General features: G+C 60.0%; 24 protein-coding genes, 1 tRNA gene and 1 pseudogene. 9 read left to right on the top strand and 17 right to left on the bottom strand.

Annotation, left to right across the window (positions count from 1 at the left end):
* Positions 1 to 210: 210 nt before the first annotated feature.
* From JN279_RS10785 to JN279_RS10750, 8 genes and pseudogenes are all read right to left on the bottom strand, one after another.
* Positions 211 to 987 carry an anti-sigma factor family protein gene (locus JN279_RS10785; protein WP_096450098.1) on the bottom strand — a complete coding sequence of 259 codons (777 nt, stop codon included), beginning with the start codon at positions 985 to 987 and terminating at the stop codon, positions 211 to 213.
* The gene (locus JN279_RS10780; RefSeq protein ID WP_069093331.1) at positions 984 to 1,508 is read right to left on the bottom strand and encodes a sigma-70 family RNA polymerase sigma factor; all 525 of its coding nucleotides are present in this window, start codon (positions 1,506 to 1,508) and stop codon (positions 984 to 986) included. The genes JN279_RS10785 and JN279_RS10780 overlap by 4 nt, the downstream gene beginning before the upstream one ends.
* Positions 1,509 to 1,563: 55 nt before the next feature.
* A complete protein-coding gene (locus JN279_RS10775; protein WP_202352721.1) occupies positions 1,564 to 3,021 on the bottom strand; it encodes a YncE family protein in 1,458 nt (485 codons plus the stop codon).
* 13 nt (positions 3,022 to 3,034) lie between these two features.
* Positions 3,035 to 3,538 (bottom strand): DUF305 domain-containing protein, encoded by a 504-nt coding sequence (locus JN279_RS10770; RefSeq protein WP_202352720.1) that lies wholly within the window; start codon positions 3,536 to 3,538, stop codon positions 3,035 to 3,037.
* A 158-nt stretch (positions 3,539 to 3,696) separates the two neighbouring features.
* The gene (gene copD / locus JN279_RS10765; RefSeq protein WP_274608681.1) at positions 3,697 to 4,644 is read right to left on the bottom strand and encodes a copper homeostasis membrane protein CopD; all 948 of its coding nucleotides are present in this window, start codon (positions 4,642 to 4,644) and stop codon (positions 3,697 to 3,699) included.
* Positions 4,578 to 4,946, bottom strand: coding sequence for a copper homeostasis periplasmic binding protein CopC (gene copC / locus JN279_RS10760; protein WP_202352718.1), 369 nt, complete (start codon positions 4,944 to 4,946; stop codon positions 4,578 to 4,580). The genes copD and copC overlap by 67 nt, the downstream gene beginning before the upstream one ends.
* A gap of 648 nt (positions 4,947 to 5,594) precedes the next feature.
* Complete coding sequence (locus JN279_RS10755) at positions 5,595 to 5,828, bottom strand: tautomerase family protein (protein WP_096450108.1); 234 nt, start codon at positions 5,826 to 5,828, stop codon at positions 5,595 to 5,597.
* A gap of 38 nt (positions 5,829 to 5,866) precedes the next feature.
* A pseudogene (locus JN279_RS10750) lies at positions 5,867 to 6,086 on the bottom strand (SDR family oxidoreductase); the annotation flags it as partial.
* Positions 6,087 to 6,345: 259 nt separating this feature from the next.
* On the opposite strand from JN279_RS10750, the gene JN279_RS10745 reads away from it, so the two are divergent.
* From JN279_RS10745 to JN279_RS10730, 4 genes are all read left to right on the top strand, one after another.
* A complete protein-coding gene (locus JN279_RS10745) occupies positions 6,346 to 8,049 on the top strand; it encodes an adenylate/guanylate cyclase domain-containing protein (RefSeq protein ID WP_096457900.1) in 1,704 nt (567 codons plus the stop codon).
* 677 nt (positions 8,050 to 8,726) lie between these two features.
* Positions 8,727 to 11,606, top strand: coding sequence for an ATP-binding protein (locus JN279_RS10740; protein WP_096450112.1), 2,880 nt, complete (start codon positions 8,727 to 8,729; stop codon positions 11,604 to 11,606).
* Between the two features lie 126 nt (positions 11,607 to 11,732).
* Positions 11,733 to 13,019, top strand: coding sequence for an epoxide hydrolase family protein (locus JN279_RS10735; protein ID WP_096450114.1), 1,287 nt, complete (start codon positions 11,733 to 11,735; stop codon positions 13,017 to 13,019).
* 107 nt (positions 13,020 to 13,126) lie between these two features.
* On the top strand, positions 13,127 to 13,798 hold the full coding sequence (locus JN279_RS10730) for a VOC family protein (protein WP_096450116.1): 672 nt from the start codon (positions 13,127 to 13,129) through the stop codon (positions 13,796 to 13,798).
* A 279-nt stretch (positions 13,799 to 14,077) separates the two neighbouring features.
* On the opposite strand, the gene JN279_RS10725 is transcribed toward JN279_RS10730, so the two are convergent.
* From JN279_RS10725 to JN279_RS10690, 8 genes are all read right to left on the bottom strand, one after another.
* Positions 14,078 to 15,298 carry an MFS transporter gene (locus tag JN279_RS10725; protein WP_096450118.1) on the bottom strand — a complete coding sequence of 407 codons (1,221 nt, stop codon included), beginning with the start codon at positions 15,296 to 15,298 and terminating at the stop codon, positions 14,078 to 14,080.
* 258 nt (positions 15,299 to 15,556) lie between these two features.
* Positions 15,557 to 15,937, bottom strand: coding sequence for a nuclear transport factor 2 family protein (locus tag JN279_RS10720; RefSeq protein WP_096450120.1), 381 nt, complete (start codon positions 15,935 to 15,937; stop codon positions 15,557 to 15,559).
* Between the two features lie 37 nt (positions 15,938 to 15,974).
* Positions 15,975 to 16,655 carry an alpha/beta hydrolase gene (locus tag JN279_RS10715; protein WP_096450122.1) on the bottom strand — a complete coding sequence of 227 codons (681 nt, stop codon included), beginning with the start codon at positions 16,653 to 16,655 and terminating at the stop codon, positions 15,975 to 15,977.
* Between the two features lie 81 nt (positions 16,656 to 16,736).
* The gene (locus tag JN279_RS10710; protein ID WP_096450124.1) at positions 16,737 to 17,669 is read right to left on the bottom strand and encodes an EthD domain-containing protein; all 933 of its coding nucleotides are present in this window, start codon (positions 17,667 to 17,669) and stop codon (positions 16,737 to 16,739) included.
* A gap of 30 nt (positions 17,670 to 17,699) precedes the next feature.
* The gene (locus tag JN279_RS10705) at positions 17,700 to 18,095 is read right to left on the bottom strand and encodes a nuclear transport factor 2 family protein (RefSeq protein WP_202352717.1); all 396 of its coding nucleotides are present in this window, start codon (positions 18,093 to 18,095) and stop codon (positions 17,700 to 17,702) included.
* Between the two features lie 54 nt (positions 18,096 to 18,149).
* The gene (locus JN279_RS10700) at positions 18,150 to 18,638 is read right to left on the bottom strand and encodes an ester cyclase (protein WP_202352716.1); all 489 of its coding nucleotides are present in this window, start codon (positions 18,636 to 18,638) and stop codon (positions 18,150 to 18,152) included.
* Between the two features lie 85 nt (positions 18,639 to 18,723).
* The gene (locus tag JN279_RS10695) at positions 18,724 to 19,476 is read right to left on the bottom strand and encodes an alpha/beta fold hydrolase (RefSeq protein ID WP_096450130.1); all 753 of its coding nucleotides are present in this window, start codon (positions 19,474 to 19,476) and stop codon (positions 18,724 to 18,726) included.
* A 96-nt stretch (positions 19,477 to 19,572) separates the two neighbouring features.
* Entirely contained in the window at positions 19,573 to 20,295 is a 723-nt protein-coding gene (locus JN279_RS10690) for a hypothetical protein (RefSeq protein WP_096450132.1), read from the bottom strand.
* Between the two features lie 258 nt (positions 20,296 to 20,553).
* Between JN279_RS10690 and JN279_RS10685 the strand changes: the two genes are divergently transcribed.
* Positions 20,554 to 21,462: an AraC family transcriptional regulator gene (locus JN279_RS10685; RefSeq protein WP_202352715.1), complete on the top strand. Its 909-nt coding sequence runs from the start codon at positions 20,554 to 20,556 to the stop codon at positions 21,460 to 21,462.
* Between the two features lie 595 nt (positions 21,463 to 22,057).
* On the opposite strand, the gene JN279_RS10680 is transcribed toward JN279_RS10685, so the two are convergent.
* Positions 22,058 to 22,147: transfer RNA gene (locus JN279_RS10680), tRNA-Ser, on the bottom strand.
* 367 nt (positions 22,148 to 22,514) lie between these two features.
* Between JN279_RS10680 and JN279_RS10675 the strand changes: the two genes are divergently transcribed.
* From JN279_RS10675 to JN279_RS10660, 4 genes are all read left to right on the top strand, one after another.
* A complete protein-coding gene (locus JN279_RS10675) occupies positions 22,515 to 23,234 on the top strand; it encodes a hypothetical protein (RefSeq protein WP_244734517.1) in 720 nt (239 codons plus the stop codon).
* A gap of 130 nt (positions 23,235 to 23,364) precedes the next feature.
* Positions 23,365 to 23,688 carry a hypothetical protein gene (locus tag JN279_RS10670; protein WP_096450138.1) on the top strand — a complete coding sequence of 108 codons (324 nt, stop codon included), beginning with the start codon at positions 23,365 to 23,367 and terminating at the stop codon, positions 23,686 to 23,688.
* A 40-nt stretch (positions 23,689 to 23,728) separates the two neighbouring features.
* Positions 23,729 to 24,391: a peptide-methionine (S)-S-oxide reductase MsrA gene (gene msrA, locus JN279_RS10665; protein WP_096450140.1), complete on the top strand. Its 663-nt coding sequence runs from the start codon at positions 23,729 to 23,731 to the stop codon at positions 24,389 to 24,391.
* 337 nt (positions 24,392 to 24,728) lie between these two features.
* Complete coding sequence (locus JN279_RS10660) at positions 24,729 to 25,718, top strand: BMP family lipoprotein (RefSeq protein WP_096450142.1); 990 nt, start codon at positions 24,729 to 24,731, stop codon at positions 25,716 to 25,718.
* Positions 25,719 to 25,739 lie beyond the last annotated feature (21 nt).

The following is a 25,739-nucleotide window of genomic DNA, read 5'->3' as shown; positions in this document are numbered from 1 at the left end:
AAGGGCCTCGCCACCTTTCGGAGAGACTGAGGCGGGTGCAGCCGATATTGGCCGCGATCGACATGATCGCTGGCTCTTGGGACGGCTGATCATGCTCGTGATCCAGAACCCGCCGCACGGCGCGCTGGCGTACTTGTCTTACTCATATCGACTAGCCTTCTCAGGAATTGAAGCCTCCGGCAAACCCAGCGGGTTCAATGCAGTTGACGATTAGGCCTCGCCTTGTACCTGCTTGCGAATATCGTCAGCGAGTGGGTGCAGCGCTTCAGAGGGCAATGAGCCCACAAGACTGTAACCCATACCGTTCGACGCCCAAGCCCAGCCGTCAACCTTGCCTTGGGAGTGGGGCGTCATCGTCCGCGTCTGGTCCACGGCCATCGGTCTTGTCAACATGACAAGGCGCGTGCCCTGGTCATTGTCATACATCAGCATCAGGCCGGCGCCGTGAGGTGTGGAAACGACGCGACCGCCCATCAGCCGATAGCCGGACTTCGACAGGTCTGGCAGGACCGGCTTGCGCCCCATCCGTTCAGTCGACCAGTCAACCAGTTCTACCATATTGTCGGCCCGGAGCTCCACCGGCCTGGTCCTGTCTCCTGCATAGGTGGTGAAACTGTCAGAGGCTTCGCGAGCGAGGGCGACCACACCTTCGGTTGGAGGCACCATCATATCGCGCATGTACCAGCCGCCGGATCCGCCGGCGAACAGAAGCACCGCGGCGGCGGCTGCAAGCCGCCAGCTGGAGACCCTGCTTTGCCGTCTGGTGGCAATGATGTGGTTGAGATTGAGCCTTGATGGCACTGGCTCGCCAGCGATGGGGTCAAAGGCGCCCTGCAAAAGGGTGCGCTGGACGGAATAGGAGGCAAAACGATTGGCGACATCCGGGTGCTTGTCGAGATACGCGGAGACTTCCTCGTTTCGGGCAGCGTCAAGCCGGCCGTCGACATAGGCGTGGAGATCGTCCTCGGTGATTGGCCTATCCGTCATTTCACTCTCCGCAGATGTGAGCCCGGTCTAACGCCCCTGGCGGGGCTTTCCAAGATCTGCCGCAGGCGCTCACGCGCGCGCGACAGTCGCGACATCACGGTTCCGATTGGGATCGCCAGTACTTCGGCGACCTGGGCGTAGCTAAGGTCTTCGACAGCTACCAGCAGCAGCACGCTACGCGGTTCCTCCGGCAGTTGTTGGATCGCCGAGACGACGTCCTCTCTTGCAAGCTCGTCCTCCTGCGTCGGCGGATGCGCCATGAGATCGTCTGCGATCTCTTCTATGGCAACATGTTGGCCGCGCCGGGCCGCCTGCCGCAGCCGGCTGACTGCAAGATTGTGCAGGATCGCGAACACCCAGGTGCGGGCATCATCATTTCGGCGCCGGTGCCAATGAGAGATCACGCGTTCAAGGCAGTCCTGCACGAGATCGTCAGCAGCGACCGCGTCGTGAACGAAACCACGGGCATAGCGTCGTAGTGCCGGGATCATCGGTTCGACCTGGAAAAGAAGATCATCCATCGCACATCTGCTTCCCGTGGGTTGGCCCGCCTCGACCGAGGCGGGCCATTTTCACTTACTCTGCCTGAACCTGAACAATCTTACCGGGCTTGCCATCGGCAGAGGTGGTGGCAACGACGAGATAGCGCTTCTCGTCCTTGTGCTTGGCTTCGACGATCTGTCGGATCGGACCGACCGCGTTGACAATAGCCGAACCGGCGGGATTGGTCATGAATGCTGCCAGGTCCTGAAGCTGACCGGTGCCATCGGGCTTGTCGGAAAGCGCAAGCACGTAAGGCATCTTCGGAACGAGGCCAGCGACGGCAGCCTGCAGAACCTGCGTCAGCCCCTGATTGAAGAGCGTGACGCTCGTCGACTGCTGCCTGTCCTTGTCACCCTTGGCCGCAAGCTTCAGGTGAGCGGCGTCTCCCGCCCCGCCAAGCGGCACGAGGTTCTGCATCCCATCTCCTTCGGGAACCGCGTTCGGGACGTAGGCGACCGCCTGCGGTGCCTGGCCGATCGGGATGTTGGCGATAACCTTGTTGGTCAGCGTATCGATGACGGCGAACTGGTCGGCATTCTCGAGGCCAACATACACTCGCGTGCCATCGCCCGACGGCCAGATACCGTGCGGCAGGTTACCGACCGGGATGGTCGCGACCTGCTCGAAATTATCCGTGCGATACACCTTCACTTGGTTCAGGCCACCCACCGTCACGTAAGCAAAACTGCCGTTTTTGTTGACGACGAGATTGACGTGGTTGGTGATCGGTCCGGTATCGATGGTCTTGATGAGGTCAAACGGCGCTTGGGCGTTGAAGACCTGCGTCTTGCCGACATCCTTCAGCGTGAACCAAACCTGCTTGCCGTCGGCGGAGGCGGCAATGTTCGGGCAGAAGGGGCTAACCTGCTTCACATGGCCGACGATCTGATGGTCTGCGACGGTGACGACGGCGACATCCGGATTAAAGGAAGAGCAGATATAACCGTATTTGCCGTTCGGCGAGAATATCTGCATGCCGGGGCCAGGAGCGACCTTGATGCGGGTCTTTTCTTCGAAAGTGCTCGCGTCGATCACGGAGATATAGTCTTCGCCGCGGACTGTCACCCAGACTTCCTTGCCGTCGGGCGTAAAAAAGGCCTCATGCGGGGACCGGCCGACATAGGTCGTGTGCTTCACGGCATTGGTGGCCGTATCGATGAAAGTGACCGAATTGGAGCCGATCGACACGATCGCGAGCGTCTTGTGATCCGGGGAGAAACCCATGCCGTGGACCAGCACCTGACCCTTGTAGAGGGGGCTCAGATTGCCGGGCTGTGGATCGCCAAGCTTGATGACGCCGAGAAGTTTGTTGTCGACCGGGTCGGAGACAGAAACCGTGTTGGAGAACTGCTCGGCCGCATAGACGCGGTCTTTGTGGCTGATCGGAATGTCCGGGTCGGAGGCGAGGCCGGGCGCCTGGCCGGCAAAAGCTGCCACGGGAGCAATTAAGGTGCTTGCCAGAAGAGCAAGGATCTTCAGGTTGGTTCTCATGTCTCGGTCCTTTTCAGTTGGCCGGTTTCATCGTCATCATCTGCATGGCCGGGGCCTTTGATGACGTCTCTTCGTGAGGGCTCTGTGTTGTCTTGGCATCATTGGGATCGACCTGCGTCGGCGCCGCGTCGGAGGCGGGAAGCGGATCGCCAAGCGCCATGCGCATAGCCGCGATCTCCTGTTGCTGGTCGACAATGATTTCTTGCGCGATCCGCTTGAGTTGCTCGTTATTGCCGTAGCGCAGGTAGGCGACGGCCATGTCGATCGCTCCTTGGTGATGCGGGAGCATCATCTCGACGAAATCGCGACTGACATCGCCTGCCGGCTTGACCGCCATGTCGTTCATCATTTTCACCATGGCAGCGTCGTTTTCCTGCAGAAACGGTGCTTCGTCCGTCACGCCGGATACGGTTTCATGATGGTGGGCTGGCACATCCTGGGCAAAGGCCCACACCGAGACGACGGCGAGCATCGATGTGGTTACCAGAATAGAAGTTCTGCGAAAAAAGGCGGTCATTTTTATCTCCTGATCTCTCTCGAAGAGTTCAGGAGGGTAGACACCGCAGGCAGCGGATTATTCCGGGCGAACTGAAATTTTTCTTGGCGATGCCGTGCCGGGTCGCGGCGGCATAGGATATTGAGATGAAAAAGCGACATCGGCGGCCTTGGATGCCGTCAAAACGGATCCATGGTTCCGAAGGCGGCAACGAGCGCGATAACGACGGCGCCAAGCAGGAGTTCGAAGGCAGCGCCGGCCAACAACGCGGTTTCTGCCTCGCGGCGCTTTCTGCGCAAGAGGGGAACGAAGATATAGCGATTGACGATGGCCGCGAGCGCCATGATCGCGACAAGTCCGATCTTGATGAGGAGCCTTGCCTGATAGGGCGACCGCCAATCCGTCGGCAAATAACCGAGGATGAGCAAACTATTGGCCACGCCGCTCAAGATCGCTAGTGCGACGGCAACGTGGCCGAGCCTGGAGAATCGGGACAAAGCGACCAATGCTTGAGGCCGATGAGCAACGTCGCGTGCCGCCCGCATGACAAATACAAAGCCAACAAGACCGCCAAACCATGCTCCGGCGGAAAGAACATGGACGATGTCGATGCCGGTATGAAGAGTGCGCTCAAAGCCCGTCCTCATTGCTGCATGCCCCGTCAGGGAAAGGCTCGTCAAGGAACCGCCGGCCAAAACCGCCGCAAGAGTATGGCGACGTGGCATGAGCCAACGGGCCAGTCCAAGCAGTAACGCACCTGCGGCGAGCATATCCCATGCCCGTCCACCGGTCGTCAGCGTGAGAAACGACCAGAGCGTTTGCGGATCCATGGTCGCGCGCCAATCGTCGGTTACGATAGCGATCTGCGCCGGAAGGACCGCCAGGACGCCTGTCGCCACCATCATTGTGCAAATTGCGGAGACCCCTGAAAATCGCCGCACCAGGACTGCGCTTAGGGGTGGCGGTGTAGCGGCCGAAAACAACCCCCAACACCCCCAGAGCAACATGAGGGTGGTGTCAATAACGGCACGACCCAAAATCCAAAGCCCTTGCGGATCGATCAAGGCTTGGCCGTGAAGCTGTAGCTGCCTTCGGTCTTGTGGCCGTCGGCCGAAAGAACATGCCATTTGACCGTATAGTCGCCAGGCCTGAGCGTCGATTGCACAGGAATGGTGAGGGTTTCGTCTCCGTTCGACAGCAGCGCCTTGCCCGACGGAACTTGCGAACCTGAAGCGTCTTGCAGATTAACCCCGGAAAAATCTGGGTTCAGTCCCTCTGTAAAGTCGAGCGTCAGCGCCATCGGGGAGGTCGATACGATCGTCTTATCGGCGGGGTTGGCGCCCTTGAGATGGGCATGCGCGAACGCCGGGCCGGCTGCAAAAAGGCAACCGAGGCCGGCGAATACGAGGAAAACAGAAGCATGTTTCATCGATATGTCCTTCCATGCGTGGAGTGATTTCCACCGATGTGGACATCCGGGAAGCGCGCTTATTCCATCGGACAACGAAAATTGCCGCAGGTAATGTCGCAAGCGTGACGAGGCGTTCACGCAGAAATTCGCTTAGGAGAGCCAGACATTAAGGGGTCCAAGAAGATGGTCTTCATGGACACGTGAATGTCGGGTTCTCCAAACCCATCAATTTCGACAGCTTTTGTGGGTGATGCCTTAGTTGGATGCCGATTGGCGGAAAACAAAGTATGCATTGGCTCTCGGCCCAGGGGATTCGTCAGCTTTTGGGACCCTGCACAACAGTCCGCTACGACCGCGGAAGGCGAGCCGTCAAACATGCTCGGCAAAGGAGTATTTCGGATTGATAGGGCGCAACGAGGTCATCGTGGAATATGCGTTGGCGGGTTCAGCGCATCGTTGCGGACGATGCGTCCTTAGCGCGCCGCCATGACGCACGTCGACAGATTTTAGTATGGCTTCGCTGGAACAGGTTTTGGGTTGGCCACGATACCGATCCGTCTCTGAGCTAGCGCGGGAACGCATGCTCAGGACGAACAGCAGCCGGGTCCTTATAGTGGTATCGCGGCGGGGAACTGCTCGAACGCGGTCATGTCATGCTGTTAGAGGTCAACCCCTTTGCAGCCGCCAGCTTGCGGTATTCGCCGACGGGCATCCCGCCCAACCCCAATTCTCCATCTCTCCTTCCTCAAACACCACCCAGGTCCAGTCCAGCGGCTTCCCGAGGACGTCGAGTAGGACCTCACTCACGCCCTTGTAGATGGCTGCTTTCTGCTCCGCTGTAACATGGTCCACACCGGGCTCGGTGCCCTCGGGTGTGAGTTGGACGGTAACAATAGGCATGAAGGGTCTCCCTTGACTGGTGGGTCAGTGGCGGTGGGTCAGTGGCCAGCGCTCTGGCCGCAGTCGACATGAAGCGTTCCCTCGTCACGAAAAAGGCATCCTCAAGAGGACCGCGCCGACGATGTCGGAAATCTCACCGAGGCGGCCCAGCGGATGCAAGGCGGCCAGCCCGTCGTACGTCTCCGGCGCATGCATCGGCGTCCTGATGACGCCCGGCGACACGGCGTTCACCCGGATTCCACTGCGGGCATATTCGATCATCATGCAGCGTGGAGGATGGTTCAGGCGAAGAAGCCCGCATCCTCTTCGCCGAGATACTTCCTGGCCCCTTCGGCGGCGATTATCGAGACCGAGCCCCGGCGCCTCCAGCAGGCGATTTCGCCGTGTCGAACTGCCACCACGTCGTGGAATGGCAGGCGGCAAGGCTTGATTGACTGATTGTCGCCGCCGGCAAATATTGACCGGAAGGCCCTATTGTCGGCGTGTCTTGGTCAGCGAATCGTTCGAGGCACTGGAAATGAGCCAATCGCAGGTCTTAGCGGCGCCGCCCGGATGGTTGCCGGACGCGTGGCTGCGCAACGCACGGCTGGTGTCGGGCCTTGTGCTTATGGCGTTCGTGACGCTGCATTTCCTGAACCATGCATTGCTCCTGATCTCGCTTGCAGCAGCGGAGAAGGGGCGCGCGGTGTTCCTGCTGATCTGGCGCAACCCGGCCGGCACGCTGCTCCTCTACGGCGCGGTCGCCACGCATCTCGTCCTTTCGCTGCTGGCGCTCTACCAGCGCCGCACGCTGGCTATGCCGGTGCGGGAGTGGGCGCAGATACTGCTCGGCCTCGCCATCCCGCTTCTGATTGCCGAGCACGTGGTCGGCACGCGTGCCATGCACGCCCTCTATGAAGCCAACGACACTTACGAGTTTGTGGTGCGCTCGCTATGGATCCTTGCCCCGCAGGTCGGGGTGCGGCAGGCGATCGCGGTGGTCGTCATCTGGGCGCATGGCTGCCTCGGCCTCTACTTCTGGCTGCGCCATCGTCAGTGGTATCCGCGCGTCGCCTCGGCTCTGCTTGTCTTGGCGGTGCTGGTTCCGGTGCTGGCGTTGCTCGGGTTCGCCAGCGCCGGAAAGGAGGTCTCCGCGATAGGACCGCCGCAGTCGCAGTCCATCGAGCCAGCCCTTTTCGACCGGGCGTTGGCGACCAAGGAGCGCATCGACAGCAGCATCTATGCCGGTTTTGCGGGACTGATCATACTGGTGCTGGCTGCGCGCATCGTTCGCGACCGCATCGAGCGGCGCAACCTGATCGAGGTGCGCTATGCCGGCGGGCGCAAGGTGCGCGTTCCCCGCGGCTACAGCGTGCTCGACGCCAGCCGGCTGGGCGGCATCGCGCATTACGCCGTCTGCGGCGGGCGCGGACGCTGCTCGACCTGCCGCATCCGCGTGGTCGACGGCCTGGCCGAGCAGCCGGAGCCCGGTTCGATCGAAGCGGCGACCCTGCGCCGCATCGCGGCCGACGGCGACGTGCGGCTCGCCTGCCAACTCAGGCCGCGCGGCGATCTTCGCGTCGCGCCGCTGCTGTCGCCGCCAGTCACGGCGGAGGGCCAGCTCGCCGCAACCGCCAACGATCCCGGCCACGAGAAGGTCGTGGTGGTGATGTTCTGCGACATGCGCGGCTTCACCGCGATGACCGACCAGCGCCTGCCGTTCGACGTGGTCTTCCTGCTCAACCGCTATTTCGGCGTGGTCGGCCGCGCCGTCGAAAGCTCCGGCGGCCGCCTCGACAAGTTCGTCGGCGACGGCGCCATGGCGCTGTTCGGTTTGGAGACCACGCCCGGCGAGGCATGCCGCAACGCGCTCTCCGCCGCCAGCGCCATCGTCGAAGGGGTTCGCGCCCTCAGCGACGACCTTGCCGAGGAACTGCGCGCCACTATCAGGGTCGCGATCGGCATCCATGTCGGCCAGGCGATCGTCGGCTCGATGGGCTACGGCGCGGTCATGAACGTGACCGCGATCGGCGACACTATCAACGTCGGCAGCCGGCTGGAGGCCGCGGCGAAGGAATTCGAGGCCGAGATCGTCGTCTCCGAAGCGGCGGTGCGGCTTTCGGGCATGGACCTACCCGGCGCGGAGGCGCGCGAGATCGACATCCGCGGCCGCGCGCGCCCGCTCGGCGTGCTGGTCGTGCCGCGCGGCGCGGCGGTGCCGATCGCCTTGCCGACAAAATGAGATGCGAAGGCGGTTTTTTTGGAACCTGTGTTCGGATTTCTAGCGTCGCAAAACCTGCAATCGCACACGTTCGTCAACGCCCTCAACAAACCACGTCGTGGGCCCCCTTCCGAAAATTTCATAAAAATCAGCCACTTAAGCGGTTGTTTTGGTGGGCCCGGAGGGCGCCTTCAAATCGTTGATTTTGTTATCTTTTTCGTGGGCACAAATCAAGAATTGTTCCGCATCGTCCCGCATGGTTCCGCCGCTCATGTAGCTGGAACACGCGATTCTCCAACGACCCTGTTGGCATCTGGCATGTGACGCCCATGCCTTCTATGCAGCATCAGCTACCCTATGCCTCCTTCCCGCCAAGAGCCGCCGTCACTGAGCCGTTCTCTGAGTGACGTGTTCGGGCCAGGAGCAGTAGGTCCGCTTGAGGTGCAGAGAAGACGACAGCGGACCGTTCAATCTCCAAAGGTCCGGCGACGTGAGCTGACCCGAAACGAGCATCAGATGCAGTGACAGCCCACGTGGCTGGTCTTGGTTGAAATTCGCCGGATTGCACTGGAATGCGCATGTCGTATAAGTTCGAATGCGGCATAAACCCGTGAACGGTCGACGCCCGTCTCGCAGGCGGATGTTCTCTCCGCATTGAGCGCGACCATGAAGGTAGTCACGAGCTACCGGAGTCCACCATGCTCGATCAGGACGTTTCTCATGACGTGATTGCGTCTTTCGGCCCATTTCGCCTGAGCGTCTCTGAGAGATTGCTCGCAAGAGGCGGGGAACCTGTCGGGATTGGCGGCCGGGCGTTGGATATCCTCATCGTACTGGTGGAGCACGCCGGGGAAGTCCTCAGCAGCAAAGAGCTGCTCAAGCGTGTCTGGCCCGACGTGATTGTCGAGGAGGGAAGTCTCCGGGTACACCTCTCCAATCTTCGCAAGGCTTTGGGTGACGGGAAAGATGGCAACCGATACATCGCCAATGTGGCCGGACGGGGATACAGTTTCCTAGCACCGGTGCAGTACTCCGCTCGCATGATCCCGGCACCACCCAGCGGGGGAGCCGGTCGGCCCAAAAGGCTGCCGCCGCGACTTGAAAGGATGATAGGGCGCGAAGAAACAGTTGCCGCCTTGTCCTCTCTCCTTTCGGAGCGGCGGTTCGTCAACGTGGTCGGACCGGGAGGCATGGGTAAGACGACCGTCGCGGTTGCGATAGCCCACTCCTTGCGCGGCGCGTTTTCCGATCAGATCTATTTTCTCGATCTCGGCGCGCTGGGAGATGCATCCCTCGTCCCCGGCGCTGTGACGTCAACGTTGGGTTTGAGCAGTCAGGCGACACAGGACCCGGTTTCTGCTCTGGTTGCCTTTCTGGTCGACAAGCCGACTCTTCTCGTCCTGGACAGTTGCGAGCATGTGATCGATGCCGTCGCCGTGCTGGCAGAGCGTCTGTTTGCCGAGATCCCTCTTATGCACCTGCTTACAACCAGCCGCGAGGCCCTGCGTGTCGAGGGCGAGAATGTGCATCTGCTGATGCCCCTTGAAGGGCCGCCCGAAGACAGTGGGTTAACCGCTGCGCAGGCACTTGCCGCGCCCGCTGTGCAGCTCTTCATGGAACGCGCCGTTGCGGGAGGCCTTTGTGCCGAACTCAGCGATGCGGACGCGCCGATCCTGGCGGCAATATGCCGCCGGCTTGACGGCATAGCACTGGCAATCGAACTCGCCGCCGGCCGCGTGGGCACCTACGGAATTCGCGGAACCGCCGAACTGCTTGATGATCGCTTCAAGCTTCTATGGCACGGCCGGCGAAGCGCAATTCCGCGTCATCAAACGCTCCAGGCAATGTTCGACTGGAGCTACAACCTGCTCTCCCCATACGAACAGACGATCTTGCGCCGGTTGTCTGTATTCGTCGGCCCCTTCACCCTCAAGGATGCCATAGCAATCGCGTCGGACGGTGAAGCCGATGCATCAGCGGTGGCAGACGCCGTCGAGAGCCTAGTCAATAAGTCGCTTATCAGGACGTCCGAGTTGGCGGGATCGACTTACCACCGGCTCCTCGATACCAGTCGAGTGTATGCGGCAGCCAAGCTTGCCGAAACCGGCGAAGGCGCAGCGCTGTCGAGGCGACATGCGCATCACTATGCCGATCGCTTCAAACCAGACTCGACAAGAGCGACTGCGTTCGGGAACCGCGACGTCTCCGCTTACGAGCCGCACATGGGCAATATCCGAGCAGCACTCGAGTGGAGCTTTTCGGACGGCGGCGAGGCCCAGAACGGTGTCCAACTTGCAGCCGGAGCGGCGCCTCTGTTCTTGGGGTTCTCGCTTCTGGGCGAGTGCGAACGGTGGTGTGAGCGGGGCCTGTCCGCTCTAGGGGAGACAGATCGCGGAACGGAGCGCGAATTGGCGCTTCAAGCTGCGCTGGCGATCTCATCGATGTTCACACGCGGTAACAGCGATGCCGTCAGAAAAGCCATCGAACGAGGCATCGGACTGGCGGAGGCGCTGCGGGACGGCCAATACAAGTTGCATCTGCTGGCCGGGCTGAACATCTTTCTTACTCGCATCGGGGACTTTCGCGGGGCCCTCGCCTGCGCCGAGCGGAGCGTGCTCGTTGCGGCAGAGCTTGGGGAGCAGTCAGGGGTCATCATGGCCGAGTGGATGCTCGGCGTATCGCATCACCTGGTCGGAAACCAGGCAGCGTCACAGCGACACAGCGACCGTGGACTGGAGCTGGAAGCAGACGCTGGCAGCGTCCAGGTCGATTTCTTCGGCTACGACCACAGGATACGCGCGCTGATAGCGCTGGCGCGAGCCTTGTGGTTGCGAGGTATGCCGGAAAGAGCGCTCAAAACTGCGGACCAGGCCGTCGAAGAGGCAATCAAACGCGAGCATCCGGTCGCGGTCTGCATGTCGCTTGTTTACACTGTGCCGGTCTATCTCTGGAGCGGCGACTTTGACCGCGCGGCGCAATGGATCGAACGTGTTCTGGCTTATGCAGCGAAGTATTCCCTGGCCCCTTATCACGCCATGGGACTTGCTTTGAAGGGCGAACTCATGATCTTGCAAGGCGAGCCGGCCGAGGGCGCGCAATTGCTCCGGAGCGCTGTTGCAACGCTGAGCGCTGAACGGTTCAATATCCTTGCGACGGCATTCTTGCGAGCGCTTGCCGAAGGCATGATCCGAAGCGGCCAGCTTGATGAGGCTACAACCACAATCGACCGGGCTATTGCCTTGGCAGACCAAGCCGGCGAGACGTACGATCGTCCGGATCTACTGCGTGTGTGGGCCGAAATTCGCCTGGCATATTCTCCGCCCGATGTGAGTGCGGCTGAGGACTCGTTGCTTCAAGCGGTCTATTGGGCAGGTAAACAGGCTGCAACGGCATGGGAGTTGAGGGCAGCCATTCCGCTGGCCAGAATTTGGCAACAAGAAGGTCAGGCAGATCGTGCCCGGGACTTGCTCGGTCGGCTCCTTCAGCGGTTCGGCGAGGGAGTGGGAACGGCGGATGTTAGGACAGCGAGCGATCTGCTAGCCGAATTGAACGGCACATCCGCAAATGCATCGCGCTGACGCTCCCGTTAACGACTCTTAACAACGCATAACGAGCAATTCCCTCCCGTTCGAGCGAACATTCCTCCGCGGCCATTCGATCTGCGTGACCGCATCCGAACAAATAGAAAAATAGAGGAGGATGTCATGTCATCAGCATCAATGTCGCCCACGCGGCGCGAACTTCTTGCCACCGCAGTTGCAGCCGGGGCCATCAGCGCGCTTCCCTCTGCGCTACACGCGGCAACCGGGGCCGACTCGATTCGCCCCTTCACGTTCAGTGCCTCAGAGGAAGATCTGGCCGACCTGCGCCAACGCCTGGCACGGGCCCGATTACCCGACAAGGAAACCGTTACCGATTATTCGCAGGGCGTACCGCTCAAGACGGTTCAGCAGCTTCTGCGTTACTGGCAGACCGAATTCGACTGGCGAAGAGTTGAAGCCAGGATCAATGCCGTGCCTAACTTCATAACTGAAATCGACGGACTGGATATCCACTTCATCCACGTCCGGTCGAAGCATGAGAATGCCCTGCCGCTGATCGTCACACATGGCTGGCCGGGTTCGGTGGTCGAGCAGCTCAAGATCATCGGACCGCTGACAGATCCTACCGCGCACGGCGGCACCGCGGCCGACGCCTTCGATCTGGTGATCCCGTCTATGCCGGGCTACGGGTTCTCCGGCAAGCCAACCACAACCGGCTGGGGTCCTCACCACATCGCCAGCGCCTGGATCACGCTGATGCGGCGCCTCGGTTACAAGCACTTTGTCGCCCAGGGTGGTGACTGGGGTTCGCTCGTCACAGATCTGATTGGCGTGCGAGCGCCGCCGGAACTCCTGGGAATCCACGTCAATATGCCGGGCGCAATTCCTGTGGACATCAACCAGGCTTCGTTCGCTGGCGCGCCGGCACCATCTGGCCTCTCGGCCGAGGAGAGAAAGTCGTACGACCAACTGGTGTTCTTTTATCAGCACGCTTACTACGCGTTCTGGCAGGGAACCCGCCCGCAATCATCGGCCGCGTTTGCGGACTCTCCTATCGGTCTCGCAACCTTCCTGTTGGACCACGACGCGCGCAGTCTCGAGCTCATTGCACGATCGTTCGATGGGCAGACTGAGGGCCTCACACCAGACGACATCCTCGAAAACATCACGCTGTTTTGGCTGACCAACACGGGGGTTTCGTCAGCTCGGCTGTACTGGGAAAACAAGTTCCCGTTTTTCACCCCAAAGGGCGTCTCAGTGCCCGTCGCGGTGAGCGTCTTTCCTGACGAGCTTTACCATACGCCCAAGAATTGGGCGGAGCGAGCGTACCCCAAACTCATTCACTACAACCAGCTCGACAAGGGCGGTCATTTTGCTGCCTGGGAACAGCCGAAGCTCTTTACCGAAGAGCTTCGCACCGCGTTCCGGTCGCTTCGGCAATCGATATGAGATGAACGGGGCGCCCGCCGCTCCGCTCTCCTTCCAAGGCGGACCGGGCACACGCCCCGGTCCGCCGCATATGAACTCACCAGCCACCAAAATCGGAGGAAATTGACATGAACGCTATTCAGCAGCGCGGCGAAGCCGCAATCGCGACACCCGCAGCGCGGGGAGTAGACATAAGGCTCGAAGTCGCGGTCATTCCCGTTTCGGACGTCGAACGTGCCAAGCACTTCTATAGCGGCTTGGGTTGGCGACTGGACGCCGACCTCACAGGCGACGGATTTCGTGTCATCCAGTTTACGCCTCCGGGCTCCCCGTGTTCGATAGTCTTCGGCTCAGGGACCACAACGGAACCCTATGCCCGGCTCGAACTCGATGTCCTCAAAAGCGCTGGCGAGCTGGTCGTGTCGGATGTCGAGATAGCGCGCGCCGAACTTGCCGATCGCGGCGTCGACGTGAGCGAAGTGTTCCACTATGCCGGCAGTGAAGGCCGTGTCAGCGGTCCGGACCCCCAACGGCGCAGCTACTTGTCGTGGGCATCCTTCAGCGATCCGGCCGGAAATATCTGGATGTTGCAGGAGGTCACTGCGCGAGCGCCCGGCCGCGTCGACACTGGCGAAACCACCTTTGGCTCGTCGGCCGAGCTCGCGGCCGCGCTCCGGCGTGCGTCTGTGGCCCATGGCGAGCACGAGAAGCGGACAGGCGGCCAGCGTGATGAGAATTGGCCGGACTGGTACGCGGAGCACATGGCGGCGGAGCAGGCAGGCAAGGAGCTGCCTCTATAAGACGTGCTGTCAGTTGGTTTGAACCAAAGGAGCGGCGTGACTCTCACACTCGCCAACGGCCGCTCCTTGCGCGCAAAGTTGCCTGCGGCTTCTGCAATAGCTATGTCCGCTTTCGGTGAATGGACGGGACCGCAGGAATGACTGCCATGAGGCGCATTTCTGACCGGCAGATTGGGGGCCGCAACCGGACTGTCAGTTTGCGGGACGACTGGATACGAAAGCGGACCTAGACGTCCCGTCATCGTGAGAGCGTCACGAACTTCTTCCAGACCACATGTATCAGGCGGTCTCACCATGGTCGTTCGCATGCCGCGTAAAATTGATGATTAGTGAAGTGACTGCCAACAGAATAACGCCCGCGCCATAGAAATTTGCGATCCGGGTGAGGCCAACAACAGGGGCGAGAAAGCCGGCCGCTATCGCAGGAAGGGTGAAGGAAAGATAGCCCACGACGAAGTAGGCTGATAACAACGCGGCGCGCTCATCCGGTTTGGCAAAAGGCAGTATGGTGCCGAGGGTCCCCGAGAACACAGTCCCAAAGCCGATGCCTCCGATAACCGTGCCAGCGAGCATGACAGCAACATTCTGGTACAGGATACCGGCCAACGTTACCGGTACGCCGAGAGTCAGCATCACGATGCCAACAGCAAGCATCCTGGTCGGGGGAAGATTGCGCAATGCCACTACGGCCGAAGCGCCTGACACGGTCAACGTGGCAACGACCAACCCGCCGATGATAGGGAGGGTGGCTCCTGTCGCGACCCTAACCACAGAAGGCATCAACGAAAAGTAGAACCCGCCTAACGACCATGACGCGATGTTGACGGGCGTTGCGGCAGCGAATGTCGCGCGGGCAGCAGGCGGCACACGGACGTGAGGAAATAGCGATGCGAGCGCGCCAGGCTTCGGCGTTCCTGTCTCGGGCATGAACCAGAGGGTCACTGCCTCCATGAAACTGAGGAGCAGCAAGACAACATAGACAAGCTGTTCCGGCGCTGGTGCAAACGTAACCAGCGCACCGGCACCTAAAGCGCCAGCCGAGAGGCCAGCAAATGCCGTAAAGCTGTTGAGCAGCGGGGCGTGCGCCCTGTCAGTGTCAAGGATTGTGGCCGCCAACGTGGTGATTGCAAAGCCGTTTGCAAATCCCTGTATGCATCGTGCGAGGATAAGCTGAATTGCCGAACCGGCTGTCATGAAGACAACCATGGCCAGGCAATTAATCATGAGGGCAGTCAGGATCACAGGGCGGCGTCCCACATAGTCTGACACGGAGCCGACGGTGAGCAGCGCAACAAGAAGGCTCACAACGTACGCCGCAAATATGATCGTGATCATGAACGGCGTTAGGCCGAAGTGTTCCTGGTAGTCATGATACAACGGGGTCGGGGCGGCCCCGCTAGCTGAAAAAGTAATCGCGGCGGCGACGCATGTTACGGTGGTCACAAAGCATGACAATGTGCCTGGAGGTTTCGATCGGTAGGACTCCGCGCTCGCTGTCATTGAACTCTCCTTTGATCAATTGACCGGTCGGGGTTCTATCCGCGGCTATCGCATCGAGCCACGCCACTTCGACCGGGGTTCTTACTAGCTTTCAGACTTTCTCGGTCGCGCCTCAGCCCGACTTGCGTTTGCTTGTGGACAACGTGGGACAGTTGACAAAACGGCAATCGACGCACGTTAGCACCGGGTCGAAATTGCGATATCCTGGAGATGAGGCAGCCGTTTTCCAGCGCTGCCCAAACTTCCATTGCCCTAATTCTATACCTGCCCGCTAAACATTGAATGGCCACTCGCCGAGCCCTTTGCCTCGTCCTGAATGACATCCCAGTGCTCAACCATCACGCCATTTTTCATGCGGAGAATATCGACCACGATCCAAGGAATAGGAAAGCCATTGTCCGAATATTTGCCATGCACCATGACGAAATCGCCTTCGGCAACAGCAAGCTGATGTTCGAAGCGTGTCGACGCGGGTAAGGAGGCAACGTAGCTGAAAAGGGCTTCCCGCCCATTCGGGATCAGGGGATTGTGCTGGATGTAATCGTTGGCCCAGAAGCGGCTGGCGCCTTCGAAGTCTTTACGGTTGAAGAGGGCATTGAATGCTTCCAAAACTATCTTCTTGTTTTGCTCAGGGGTCATGTCTTTGATCCTGTTGAAATGATGTTCGCGCGCGTGATTAGCCTGCGGCTTTGCAAATTAGATCGGCGACTGCGTTGGGTTGGGCTAGCATAGCCACGTGACTGGCGTCGGCGTGTGCGACGTTAGCCTTCATCCGCGTCGCCATCTTTTCTTGCTCACCGCGGGGGATGGCCCTGTCTTGGTCGCCAATGAGATACCAGGACGACTTCGTCCTCCAAGCCGCCTCGGCCACAGTCCCGCCGAGCGCAGCGCCGCTTATTGGACCTTGGGTTACCAACAGCAGTGATTTTTCCGCCGCCGTCAGATCCTGTGCGAAAACATCGAATATTCCTGCCTTGGACAGTTTGAGAAAACCTTCAGCATCAGGCCGGATCTCGGGGTTCAACGGCGCCGATTCAAATTGCGCAAACAGTGAGCCAGCCGACTCCCCTGCATCCGGCGCGAACCCATCGACGTAAACAAGCGCGGCGACCTTTGCGTGGTTGCCGGCTTGTGTCACGACCGAACCGCCGTAGCTGTGGCCGACCAGGACAACCGGACCATCTTCCAGTTCGATGGCTCTGCTCACTGTGTTCACGTCAGCCTCATAGGAATTGAGAGGCAACTGCACGGCAGTCACGTTTAACCCCTCGCCCACAAGCAGAGGAATGACTTTCGACCAGCTTGAGGCATCAGCCCACGCACCATGGACCAGAACGATGTTTGAGATCTTGCTCATCAGATTATCCTTTGGTTTACCGGCCGCCGAAATGGACGACCAGAAAGAAGATGGCTGCATGGGCTTGCGTTCGAGGCCTCCCTAGGCCGCTACGTGAACGGAGCTAGGGGTGTGAGGAAGAGCGGTTTCGCCTTTTGCGAAGAACCGCTCGCTGATTTCGGTGGCGGTCTGGTTGGCGGCACCGACCTGTTCGATCAATTCTGCTGACCGACTGCCTCTGATGCCGGCAATGGTCGGCTTGCCATCCCGCACGAAGGTATAAAAGCCTGTGACCAGGTAAGCGCCAAGCGCGTCGATGTATTTTTCCTGGGCGCCCAGCATTTTGCGGAATGGCTTGGTAGCGAAGAAATCTCGCGCCGATCGCGCGCTGTCGAAAGCCGCTTCGATAACGGCCAGATTGAGCCGGTCGGCGCCGACGAAATGCCCGACATTGGGCGCCGGCGGCGAAGGCCGGGCGTTGTCATATGTTGTCGGCAGATGCAGCTTCCATTTGCGGACCACATTATCTCCAACCAACTCGGCGCTGATGTCCGTCAGCCAGGCATCGGCGTCTGGTCCCGGCTTGCGGTTCATATAGACATGCACACGATGCAATCGTTCCGGTCCATTGCGCAGGCCATCCTCTTCCCGGTCGACGAAAGTGGCCGATCCATTGGGCAGGTTGTAGGCCACGGACTCGCTGAACAGGTTGAATTCGTCGCCATAGAGGATTGTCCCGGCCTGCCCAAAGGCAGCTTGATCTTCCAGGTTGGCAAAACCCAACTCTGCAGAGCCATCCAAGACGGCCTCAATCCGGTGAACACCATCGGCCATGGGCCAAAGATTGGCGGTGTGGTTGCGGTCGAAATGCTGCTGAACATAGAAGCCAAGGCCAGGAAGCCGTGAGCAAAGTGTCGAATGGACGTCGCGCCAGTAGTTGGTGAAAAGCGCGGCCGGCAGGCCATCCCGGCGGCGAACCGAGGCATAAACATTGTGGCGTACCGCTTTGTCCCGATCAGAATAGTCAGTCGACATGGATAGTCTCCTTGCAGGATGTGATGAGGTTTAGGCGCCGGCTCGGCGCAACAGGGGAGTCGGATCGAAATAGGCCACGCGCAAACGCACGGCTTTGTCATCCCGCACGTCCCAATGCTCGGAAATGATGATGGCGTTATCCGTACCGCTCACGCCGATCTCGATAAGGGCTACGACATGGTCGCCTTCAGCCGTGAGGCTGAGATATGTCATGTTGGCGAAATCGAGGGCATCCGCGACCTGCGGAAGCAGATCGATATACTGCTGCCTGTTGAAAGTGCCGCCCCAAGGAAGCTGTGGCGGGACGAACAGTTCGAAGTCCTCAGACAGGCTGCCTGCGAAGCTCGTGATCTCGCCACGGGCGCCGCCGTCGTAAAAGGTTTTGACCAAGGCGCGTGCGCGCTCAGTTGCCTGTGGATCTGTCATGGCGGGCCTCTGTGTTAAAGGAGGAGTTACGGTCGCGGATGTGAATCGCGGCGGCTATTGGCTGATCTGCTGCATGGCCGCGGCCCAGTTCTCCACATGGTAGGCACTGGCCAGCTTGCCGTCGCGGACAGTGAACATGTCGATGGAGATTGTGCGGAAGCTCTTTCCGGTAGGCTTCACACCGAAGAGCGGTTGGACCGGCGTGCCAGAGGCTTCGCCCCGTACCACGATCTGGTCGCCCGATGTCCAGATATCTTTGACGGTCCAGTGCAGGTCGGGGATGATGGTGCCGAACACCTTGAACTGGCCGGCTAACTCATCTCGCCCAAGGCAATCCTGGTTTGTCGAGCAGGATTTATAATCAGCGTTGGCAGCCCGCGCCAACAATCCGGGGATGTCTTTCTTAAGGGGCTCATTCAGCGCGTCGTAAAGCGGCGCTACGATCGCCCGGGCCTGCTGCAGCGTTAGCGATTCGGCGGCGGCCGAAGCCCCAGCCGTTGAGGCAAAGAGCAGCGCCGCGGCGCCAAGGACGAGTTTCGACATAGCGGGATCCTTCATTGCTGAATACAGGGAATGAAAAAGCGACGGAGGCGCGGAGGCGCCCGCCGTCGGGTTGTTCGGAAGGGGTTTAGCGGGCAGCGGTTTCGATCAGCGCGGCCACAGCCTTCGGGTGCGAGATATATACAACATGGCTTGATGCCACCTCGACCACTTGCGCCTTCGACCGCTTGTACATGAAGCGCTCAAGTTCGGGATTGATCGAACGGTCCTGTGTCGCGACCATTGCGAAGCTGGGCTTGGACTTCCAAGCTGGCGACGTCACCGGGGTGCCGGCCGCCTTGCCTGCTAAAAACACCTGCGACTTGCCCATGAGATCAGCCTGGGCGGCCGGAAGGTCTGCGGCGAAATCGGCATGAAACAGCGTTTGATCCAGATACAGGAAACCGTCCGACGTCTGTTTGATTGCCTTGGAAGCGGGCGGCATCTTTGCACCTAGCGAACCCAGGCTCTCGCCGGTATCCGGCTGGAATGCCGCGATATAGACAAGGTTTTTCACATGCGTGTTGTTGCCTGCCTCCGTGATGATAGCACCACCATAACTATGTCCCACCAAAACGGCCGGACCGTCCAAAGAATCCAGGACGCGGTTGGTAGCGGCAACGTCGTCTTCCAGCGAGGTCTCCGGCGGCTGGACGATGAACGTCTTGTAGCCGTCCTTTTCAAGGATAGCACTCACTGCGGCCCAACCCGAGCCATCGGCAAATGCGCCATGAACGAGCACGATATTCTTGGTAGCGCCGGCGGGTGCGGCGATCGAGGGGAAAGCGCTCGACATCAGAATGAGCGCGATTGCGGTGAGCCCGCGCGAGGTCTTGATCATTGTAGTCTCCTTTGGTTGAAATGGTGTGATCGGCGACGTGTTGGTGCCGTCATCTTCATGATGACCGGCGTTGAGGTTCCACCTGATTGCGCTGGGCTAGGAAACGAACGTTACGTGGCGAAAGTCGATGGAAACCAGCAAGGGCTCCGGCACCTTTTGCAGTTTCTCGTCATAGGCATAGATGCGCCGAGTCATCGGCATCATCAGACCCTGGAAATCCTGGTAGTTCGTCGTGTAGTTCGCACCCGTGGCGCCGCCCAGGATGTCGACCGTGTAGTCATGCCGTCGCATGAGGCCATCGGGTCCAAAATGAGTGATTTGTGTCCTTGTGTGGCTGACGATGTGGTCAGGAAATGTCACACGCAGACGGCGCCAGCGCTCACCATTCTCATACCAGGGGTCGATCTCTTCGCTTTCAAAACCTGGATAGGTGTAAAGGAAGGGCGAAGTAAGATAGGTCCATAGGGCTTCACTAGCAAAGAAAGCCGCGTGAAACTTATCCCAGGGGGTCGAGCGCACATGGTTCTCGAAAGCCGTTTCTGGGTGCTCCCGGACCTCCGCAACTTCGCCCGTCAGCGTCTCGAGTGTCTGGCGGTCCGGGACAAACACTGTCCGCAAACCCGGTTTGAGGTAAGGCGTGATCGAGAGCTGTTGATAGTGCGTCTGCAGGTCGATGGTCTTGTCGGTCAACAGCCCTTGGCAATGCTTCACCTCCCAAATGGCTCCGCCGATTGACAGCTCAGCGCGAAGGGTTTGGAATTCATTCCAGCGCTTCAGCCCGCCGTGCGCCTCTAATGCGAAGTTCAACAGGTCGCTCATTGGGAAACCTTCCGACTGATGTGCTCGACAACGGCTTTTGTCGTCTCGGCAAGCAGTAGAGCTAGGTTCGCCGTCATGCGCTTTAACAAAGCCAGCGCAGATGGGATAAATCCGCCTAATAGGTTCCAGAGTGCCAGGCGCAGCGAAATAGCGAAGGCAGAGAGGCTTCTATTCGTCGTCTACATGGCCCATGGTCCGATGGCGTCTTGCGCAAAGTGCCAAGGTGGGCACGCGATAGCTGCGACTGGAGACTGCGCGATGAAAGCATTCAACCAATCGATAATCAGTGAGCGGTGGGGCGTAGACGCGCCGCCAACGATATTGGCTGACATCAAGTCAGGATCGCCGATTTCCATGTGCCACTTGCTGGGGGCGTCGCCCCGTAGCGAAGTCGCGGTTGTTCCGGAATCCGCCTTTGTCTTCTTGGTACCTCTTGACGTCCTGGCGACAAGCTCCAAGACTGGTGGACAGCGTGTCATCGTCGACGTGAGTGCTGCGCCTGGAGATGTCTACCTTTTGGACCTCTCCAAGAGTTCCAAAAATGCGATAAATACGCCGTTCAATATCATTCGCTTGTACATTTCTACACAGCGGTTGACAGAGTCAGCCTATGAAAAGGAATTGCCGCTGGTCCAAGGATTGTCGTTATCCTCACTTTCAGGGCACGACCCCATCTTGTATCAACTGGCTCAGACAATGGCGTCGGTAATCGCTCGCGGACAATACGCACCAACTCTGTTGACGGATTACCTTGCGCTTGCATTTCACGCGCATGTCGCAAAGACATACGGAGGAGCGACAAGCGATCGGCTTATCGTCAAAGGCGGACTAAGTCCGTGGCAGTTGCGCAGGATTTACGAGTTCATCGACAAACATCCTATGAATCCGTCAATTTCGGAGCTCGCGAGCGAATGCGGGATTTCAGATAGCCATTTTGCGCGTGCCTTTCGCCGTACCGTCGGGATGGCACCCCATGAGTGGTTGATCAAACAGCGGGTTCAGAAAGCCAAGGAAATGTTGATGATTGCCAACGGTCTGTCATTGGCAGAAATCGCCTTGGTATGCGGCTTCGTAGACCAGAGTCATTTTACACGTGTCTTTTCAAGGCGTGAGGGCAAAAGCCCAGGAACTTGGAGAAGGCACTCGGCCTTCAGCAACGGCCACTAGGCGCCGGCACCCTATTGCGACCAACGGAACTGCGCCACGCGCCTAATCCGGACCTGCTGGACGAATATCCGATGGCGGCGCCGAACTATTAGGCCAGCCGACCGTCAGCTTTCGGGAGATCGTGATTCTTATTGAAGCGGCCGATGTCAGGCGCAAAGCTACCCTGCGCGTATTCGAGGGTCTGCACCAGCTGACGTTGGAAATTGCCGATCGTTTCGCGTTACGTTGGACACACTCGACCGCCGACGTGCAATTAAGCCCGCGGCATCCCTCATCCTCGTCAGGCGGTTCAAGCAGATAGCGAAACTTCCATCGCATTCGTTCGTCAGTCGCTCCGTGACGCATTCGGGCCAACTCAGTTTGACACTACCGATGGCGAAGGGCGCTGGATTGCCCGCGACGAACGGGCAAGATCGCCAGCGACTTCACCGGTCTACGCGATACGTTTTTTGACACCAGAAAGTGGCCATAAGGCCGGCGCTCGACCGCCTCAAACTGCCCACTTGATAGCAACCTGCCTATTGGGGGGCCTTAAGGCGGGTCTCTTCGACACAGATTCTTATCGAATTGATTTTTATTATTTTTATCAAGCAACTGGCGGAGAGAGCGGGATTCGAACCCGCGTTACGGTCTCCCGTAAACACACTTTCCAGGCGTGCGCCTTCAACCACTCGGCCACCTCTCCGTCCTTGCCTTCGCGCCGGCCGGTTTCGCCGCGCGGGTTGGGGAGATGCATCTCCTTTGGGGCTGCGGTGCGGATTTTCCGAACCATGATGCCGCCCAACCGGCGGACATCCTTCCCCGGCACCTGAGCTGTCGAAGCAACAGGCGCGGGGCTCATCTAGTCGATCCCGCGCCGAATGCCAAGCCATAAGCGCAGTCTATTCGCTTTGCCGGCCATATGGTGTTTCGCAAGGCCGCCGCCGCACCCGTTTCCGGGGTGTCGGCCCCGAATGATGTGCACAGGCAAGGCAGCAAGGCCGGCCGCGCTTGACTTCCCTGCTGGTCGCGCGTCGAGTGAAGCAGAGGCCATGCGGGGGCATTGTCCGGACATGACATCAAGCAGCGAACAACCGGGCAGTGGGCAGGCGCCAGCCAGCCGCCCGGGCGGTGATCTTTTTTATGTCCCGGTGGGCTGGCTCATCTTCGTCATGGCGTGGTCGGTCTATGGCCTGGCGTCGGCCTGGTGGCTGGTCGGGAATTCCGGCCTGCCGGACAAAATCTTCAATTTCCTGCTCGGCGGCCTCGTCGCCAATGTCATCATCATCCTGTGGGGGCTTTACCTGCTCGGCCTCGCCTTTGGCCGCTCGGGGCGTTTCCCCCGTCATTTCACTGTCTGGCAGATCGCCCTCATCGTCTGGGTGCTGGCAAGGCAGGCCTATGTGCTTGTCGTGCCGGATTTCGTCTTCTCCGCCAGGAGCCTCGGCATCACGGCAATCGAGATCGGCATCGGCCTGCTGTGCATCTACCTGCTGCGCGGTGGCTCCGGTGCCGAGACCGTCTACGCCAGACCGCAAACCGAAGCGCCCTCGGTCGGCGTTTCCATTGCCGCCGCCTTGCTCGGCATCATTCTCGGCGCCGCCATCGGTGCCGTGGGCGGCTTCCTTGCCGGTTCGGTGATCGCCGATGTCGCCGAGGTGAGTTGCTTCGAGGGTGGCTGCGGCTATTTCGCAGCCTTCTTCGGCCTGGGCGGGCTGGTGGTCGGTGCCATTGGCGGCGGCATTCTCGCCGTCTGGCTTGCCCACCGGCGCAGGCGCAAGCCGTTGGCATAGGGAGAGCAAGCACGAGCCTTCAAATTCGCGTATCGCGGTTGCGGGCAGGCCATGCGCACTCTATTTCTCGCAGGGGATACGTGCCGGAGATATTTGGGAAAGCATCCAGGATCGGCCGGGGGAGAGCTTGATGTTTCGCTTCATTTTTCGTCTGGCCGCCATGGTCGCATTATCGGTTTCTGTGATCATGGCGGTGCTCGACACGACCCGCACGGTGGCGGCTTCGGCGCTTGTGCTGACCCCGCTCAACGCCAGCTGGCTGGCCGTCTCGCCGGACACGCGGGCGGCCTTCGAGACCTTCGTCCGCGCCAAGGCCAGCCCGCTTTTGTGGGATGGCGCCATCGCCTGGGTGCTCAACCAGCCGGGCTTTGCCGTGTTCGCCGTGCTTGCCTTCCTGCTTTACGCCGTCGGCTACAGGCGCCAGCGGCGCACGGGCCAATTCGCCGCCAACTGATCCATTTCTTGCGATCCCGCCCAGGGAAGGAAGGCCGCGCATGTTCTTTCTCAGCGACATGCTGAACAAAAAGCTCAATATGCCGAAGCCGTCCGAGGCTTTGCCGGGCCGTGCCAAGGCGATCCCGACAATTTCCAAGCACCATGTCCTGAAAAGGCCGCTCAAGGGCCCCTACCCCGATGGGCTGGAGACGGCGATGTTCGGGCTCGGCTGCTTCTGGGGCGCCGAGCGTCTGTTCTGGCAGACCGAGGGCGTCTGGGTCACCGCTGTCGGCTATGCCGGCGGCATCACGCCCAATCCGACCTATCAGGAAACTTGCACCGGGCTGACCGGCCATGCCGAAGTGGTGCTGGTCGTCTTCGACCCCAAGATCGTCTCCTATGCCGACCTCCTGCAGCTGTTCTGGGAAAGCCATGACCCGACGCAAGGCATGCGCCAGGGCAATGATGTCGGCACCACCTATCGCTCGGCCATCTACACATCAGGCGATGCGCAATTCCAGGCGGCGAACGCCTCGCGCGATGCCTATCAGGCCGCGCTGCGCGGTGCCGGCCACGGCAGGATCACCACCGAGATCGCGCCGGCGCCGGCTTTCTACTTCGCCGAGGCCGATCACCAGCAATATCTGGCGAAGAACCCTTACGGTTATTGCAACCTCAAGGGCACCGGCATTGCCTGCGCCATGCCGGCCGCTACCGCCTGAGGGCTGGAGCAATTCCAGGAAAAGTGTGAAACGGTTTTCCCGGGGAAAGCGCAGAGCGCTTTCCCACAGGAATTGCGTCAAAACAAAATGTTAGAGCGGTTCGGCGTTTCCGCGAAACGATGAACCGCTCTAACGCGCAAGGATCGCTTTGCGGCACGGTCCGCCCGCGGCACGCTTTTCCAAAAGGTCAAAATTCCGCGTGAATTTTGTTTCGGGCCGTGCCAGATTGCCGCCGAGCGGGAGGGGAATACACTCCTGGCTGACGTCGCATGCCTGCCGCAGAACCGGGCAGGCAGGCAGGCGTAACGGAAAAAATAACCGACAGGGTGTGGATCACATGAAACGTATCGTTCTCGGCCTCCTGGCCGCAACCGCAATGGTTCTTCCGGCTTTCGCCGCGGATGTGCAGCCGGCCATCCTTTATGATCTGGGCGGCAAGTTCGACAAATCCTTCAACGAGGCGGCCTTCCACGGCGCCGAAAAATTCAAGACCGAGACCGGCGTCGCCTATGTCGAGTTCGAAGTGTCCAACGCTTCGCAGCGCGAGCAGGCCCTGCGCCGCTTCGCCGAGGATGGCCGCAACCCGATCGTCATGGCCGGTTTTGCCTGGGAAGATGCCCTCAAGGCGGTCGCAAAGGATTATCCCGACCTGAACTTCGCCATCATCGACGACGCCGTCGACATGCCCAATGTCCGCTCGCTGGTGTTCAAGGAGAATGAAGGCTCCTATCTGGTCGGCATCCTGGCAGGGATGGCCTCGAAGTCCAAGAAGGTCTCCTTCATCGGCGGCATGGACATCCCGCTGATCCGCAAGTTCGAATGCGGCTATGTCGGCGGCGCCAAGGCCGCCGGTGCGACGGACGTCATCCAGAACATGACCGGCGACACGCCGGCTGCCTGGAACGACCCGGCCAAGGGCGGCGAGATCGCCAAGACGCAGATCGACCAGGGTTCCGACGTGGTCTACGCCGCGGCCGGCGGCACCGGCGTCGGCGTGCTGCAGGCGGCGGCTGATGCCGGCAAGCTCGGCATCGGCGTCGATTCCAACCAGAACGGCCTGCAGCCCGGCAAGGTGCTGACCTCGATGATGAAGCGCGTCGACGTTGCCGTCTACAATGCCTTCATGGACGGCAAGAACGGCACCTTCAAGGGCGGCGTGCAGAATCTCGGCCTCAAGGAAGGCGGCGTCGACTACGCCATGGACGACAACAACAAGGCGCTGGTGACGGACGAGATGAAGGCGGCGGTCGAGAAGGCCAAGGCCGACATCATCGCCGGCAAGATCCAGGTGCACGACTACACGGCTGACAACGCCTGCCCCTATTGATCGGCAGCGCCATACAGCCAA

Origin of the sequence: Mesorhizobium sp. 113-1-2 (assembly GCF_016756475.1) — a bacterium.
GTDB classification, from domain to species: Bacteria; Pseudomonadota; Alphaproteobacteria; order Rhizobiales; family Rhizobiaceae; genus Mesorhizobium; species Mesorhizobium loti_C.
Note: the sequence above shows the minus strand (reverse complement) of the source record. Positions and strands in the feature narration are given on the sequence as shown.

Coding starts and splice junctions, on each gene's coding strand:
- JN279_RS10785 (WP_096450098.1), bottom strand. CDS start 987: ATGACGGATAGGCCAATCACCGAGGACGATCTCCACGCCTATGTCGAC.
- JN279_RS10780 (WP_069093331.1), bottom strand. CDS start 1,508: ATGGATGATCTTCTTTTCCAGGTCGAACCGATGATCCCGGCACTACGA.
- JN279_RS10775 (WP_202352721.1), bottom strand. CDS start 3,021: ATGAGAACCAACCTGAAGATCCTTGCTCTTCTGGCAAGCACCTTAATT.
- JN279_RS10770 (WP_202352720.1), bottom strand. CDS start 3,538: ATGACCGCCTTTTTTCGCAGAACTTCTATTCTGGTAACCACATCGATG.
- copD (WP_274608681.1), bottom strand. CDS start 4,644: ATGGCATGTTCTTTCGGCCGACGGCCACAAGACCGAAGGCAGCTACAG.
- copC (WP_202352718.1), bottom strand. CDS start 4,946: ATGAAACATGCTTCTGTTTTCCTCGTATTCGCCGGCCTCGGTTGCCTT.
- JN279_RS10755 (WP_096450108.1), bottom strand. CDS start 5,828: ATGCCTATTGTTACCGTCCAACTCACACCCGAGGGCACCGAGCCCGGT.
- JN279_RS10745 (WP_096457900.1), top strand. CDS start 6,346: ATGAGCCAATCGCAGGTCTTAGCGGCGCCGCCCGGATGGTTGCCGGAC.
- JN279_RS10740 (WP_096450112.1), top strand. CDS start 8,727: ATGCTCGATCAGGACGTTTCTCATGACGTGATTGCGTCTTTCGGCCCA.
- JN279_RS10735 (WP_096450114.1), top strand. CDS start 11,733: ATGTCATCAGCATCAATGTCGCCCACGCGGCGCGAACTTCTTGCCACC.
- JN279_RS10730 (WP_096450116.1), top strand. CDS start 13,127: ATGAACGCTATTCAGCAGCGCGGCGAAGCCGCAATCGCGACACCCGCA.
- JN279_RS10725 (WP_096450118.1), bottom strand. CDS start 15,298: ATGACAGCGAGCGCGGAGTCCTACCGATCGAAACCTCCAGGCACATTG.
- JN279_RS10720 (WP_096450120.1), bottom strand. CDS start 15,937: ATGACCCCTGAGCAAAACAAGAAGATAGTTTTGGAAGCATTCAATGCC.
- JN279_RS10715 (WP_096450122.1), bottom strand. CDS start 16,655: ATGAGCAAGATCTCAAACATCGTTCTGGTCCATGGTGCGTGGGCTGAT.
- JN279_RS10710 (WP_096450124.1), bottom strand. CDS start 17,669: ATGTCGACTGACTATTCTGATCGGGACAAAGCGGTACGCCACAATGTT.
- JN279_RS10705 (WP_202352717.1), bottom strand. CDS start 18,095: ATGACAGATCCACAGGCAACTGAGCGCGCACGCGCCTTGGTCAAAACC.
- JN279_RS10700 (WP_202352716.1), bottom strand. CDS start 18,638: ATGTCGAAACTCGTCCTTGGCGCCGCGGCGCTGCTCTTTGCCTCAACG.
- JN279_RS10695 (WP_096450130.1), bottom strand. CDS start 19,476: ATGATCAAGACCTCGCGCGGGCTCACCGCAATCGCGCTCATTCTGATG.
- JN279_RS10690 (WP_096450132.1), bottom strand. CDS start 20,295: ATGAGCGACCTGTTGAACTTCGCATTAGAGGCGCACGGCGGGCTGAAG.
- JN279_RS10685 (WP_202352715.1), top strand. CDS start 20,554: ATGAAAGCATTCAACCAATCGATAATCAGTGAGCGGTGGGGCGTAGAC.
- JN279_RS10675 (WP_244734517.1), top strand. CDS start 22,515: ATGACATCAAGCAGCGAACAACCGGGCAGTGGGCAGGCGCCAGCCAGC.
- JN279_RS10670 (WP_096450138.1), top strand. CDS start 23,365: ATGTTTCGCTTCATTTTTCGTCTGGCCGCCATGGTCGCATTATCGGTT.
- msrA (WP_096450140.1), top strand. CDS start 23,729: ATGTTCTTTCTCAGCGACATGCTGAACAAAAAGCTCAATATGCCGAAG.
- JN279_RS10660 (WP_096450142.1), top strand. CDS start 24,729: ATGAAACGTATCGTTCTCGGCCTCCTGGCCGCAACCGCAATGGTTCTT.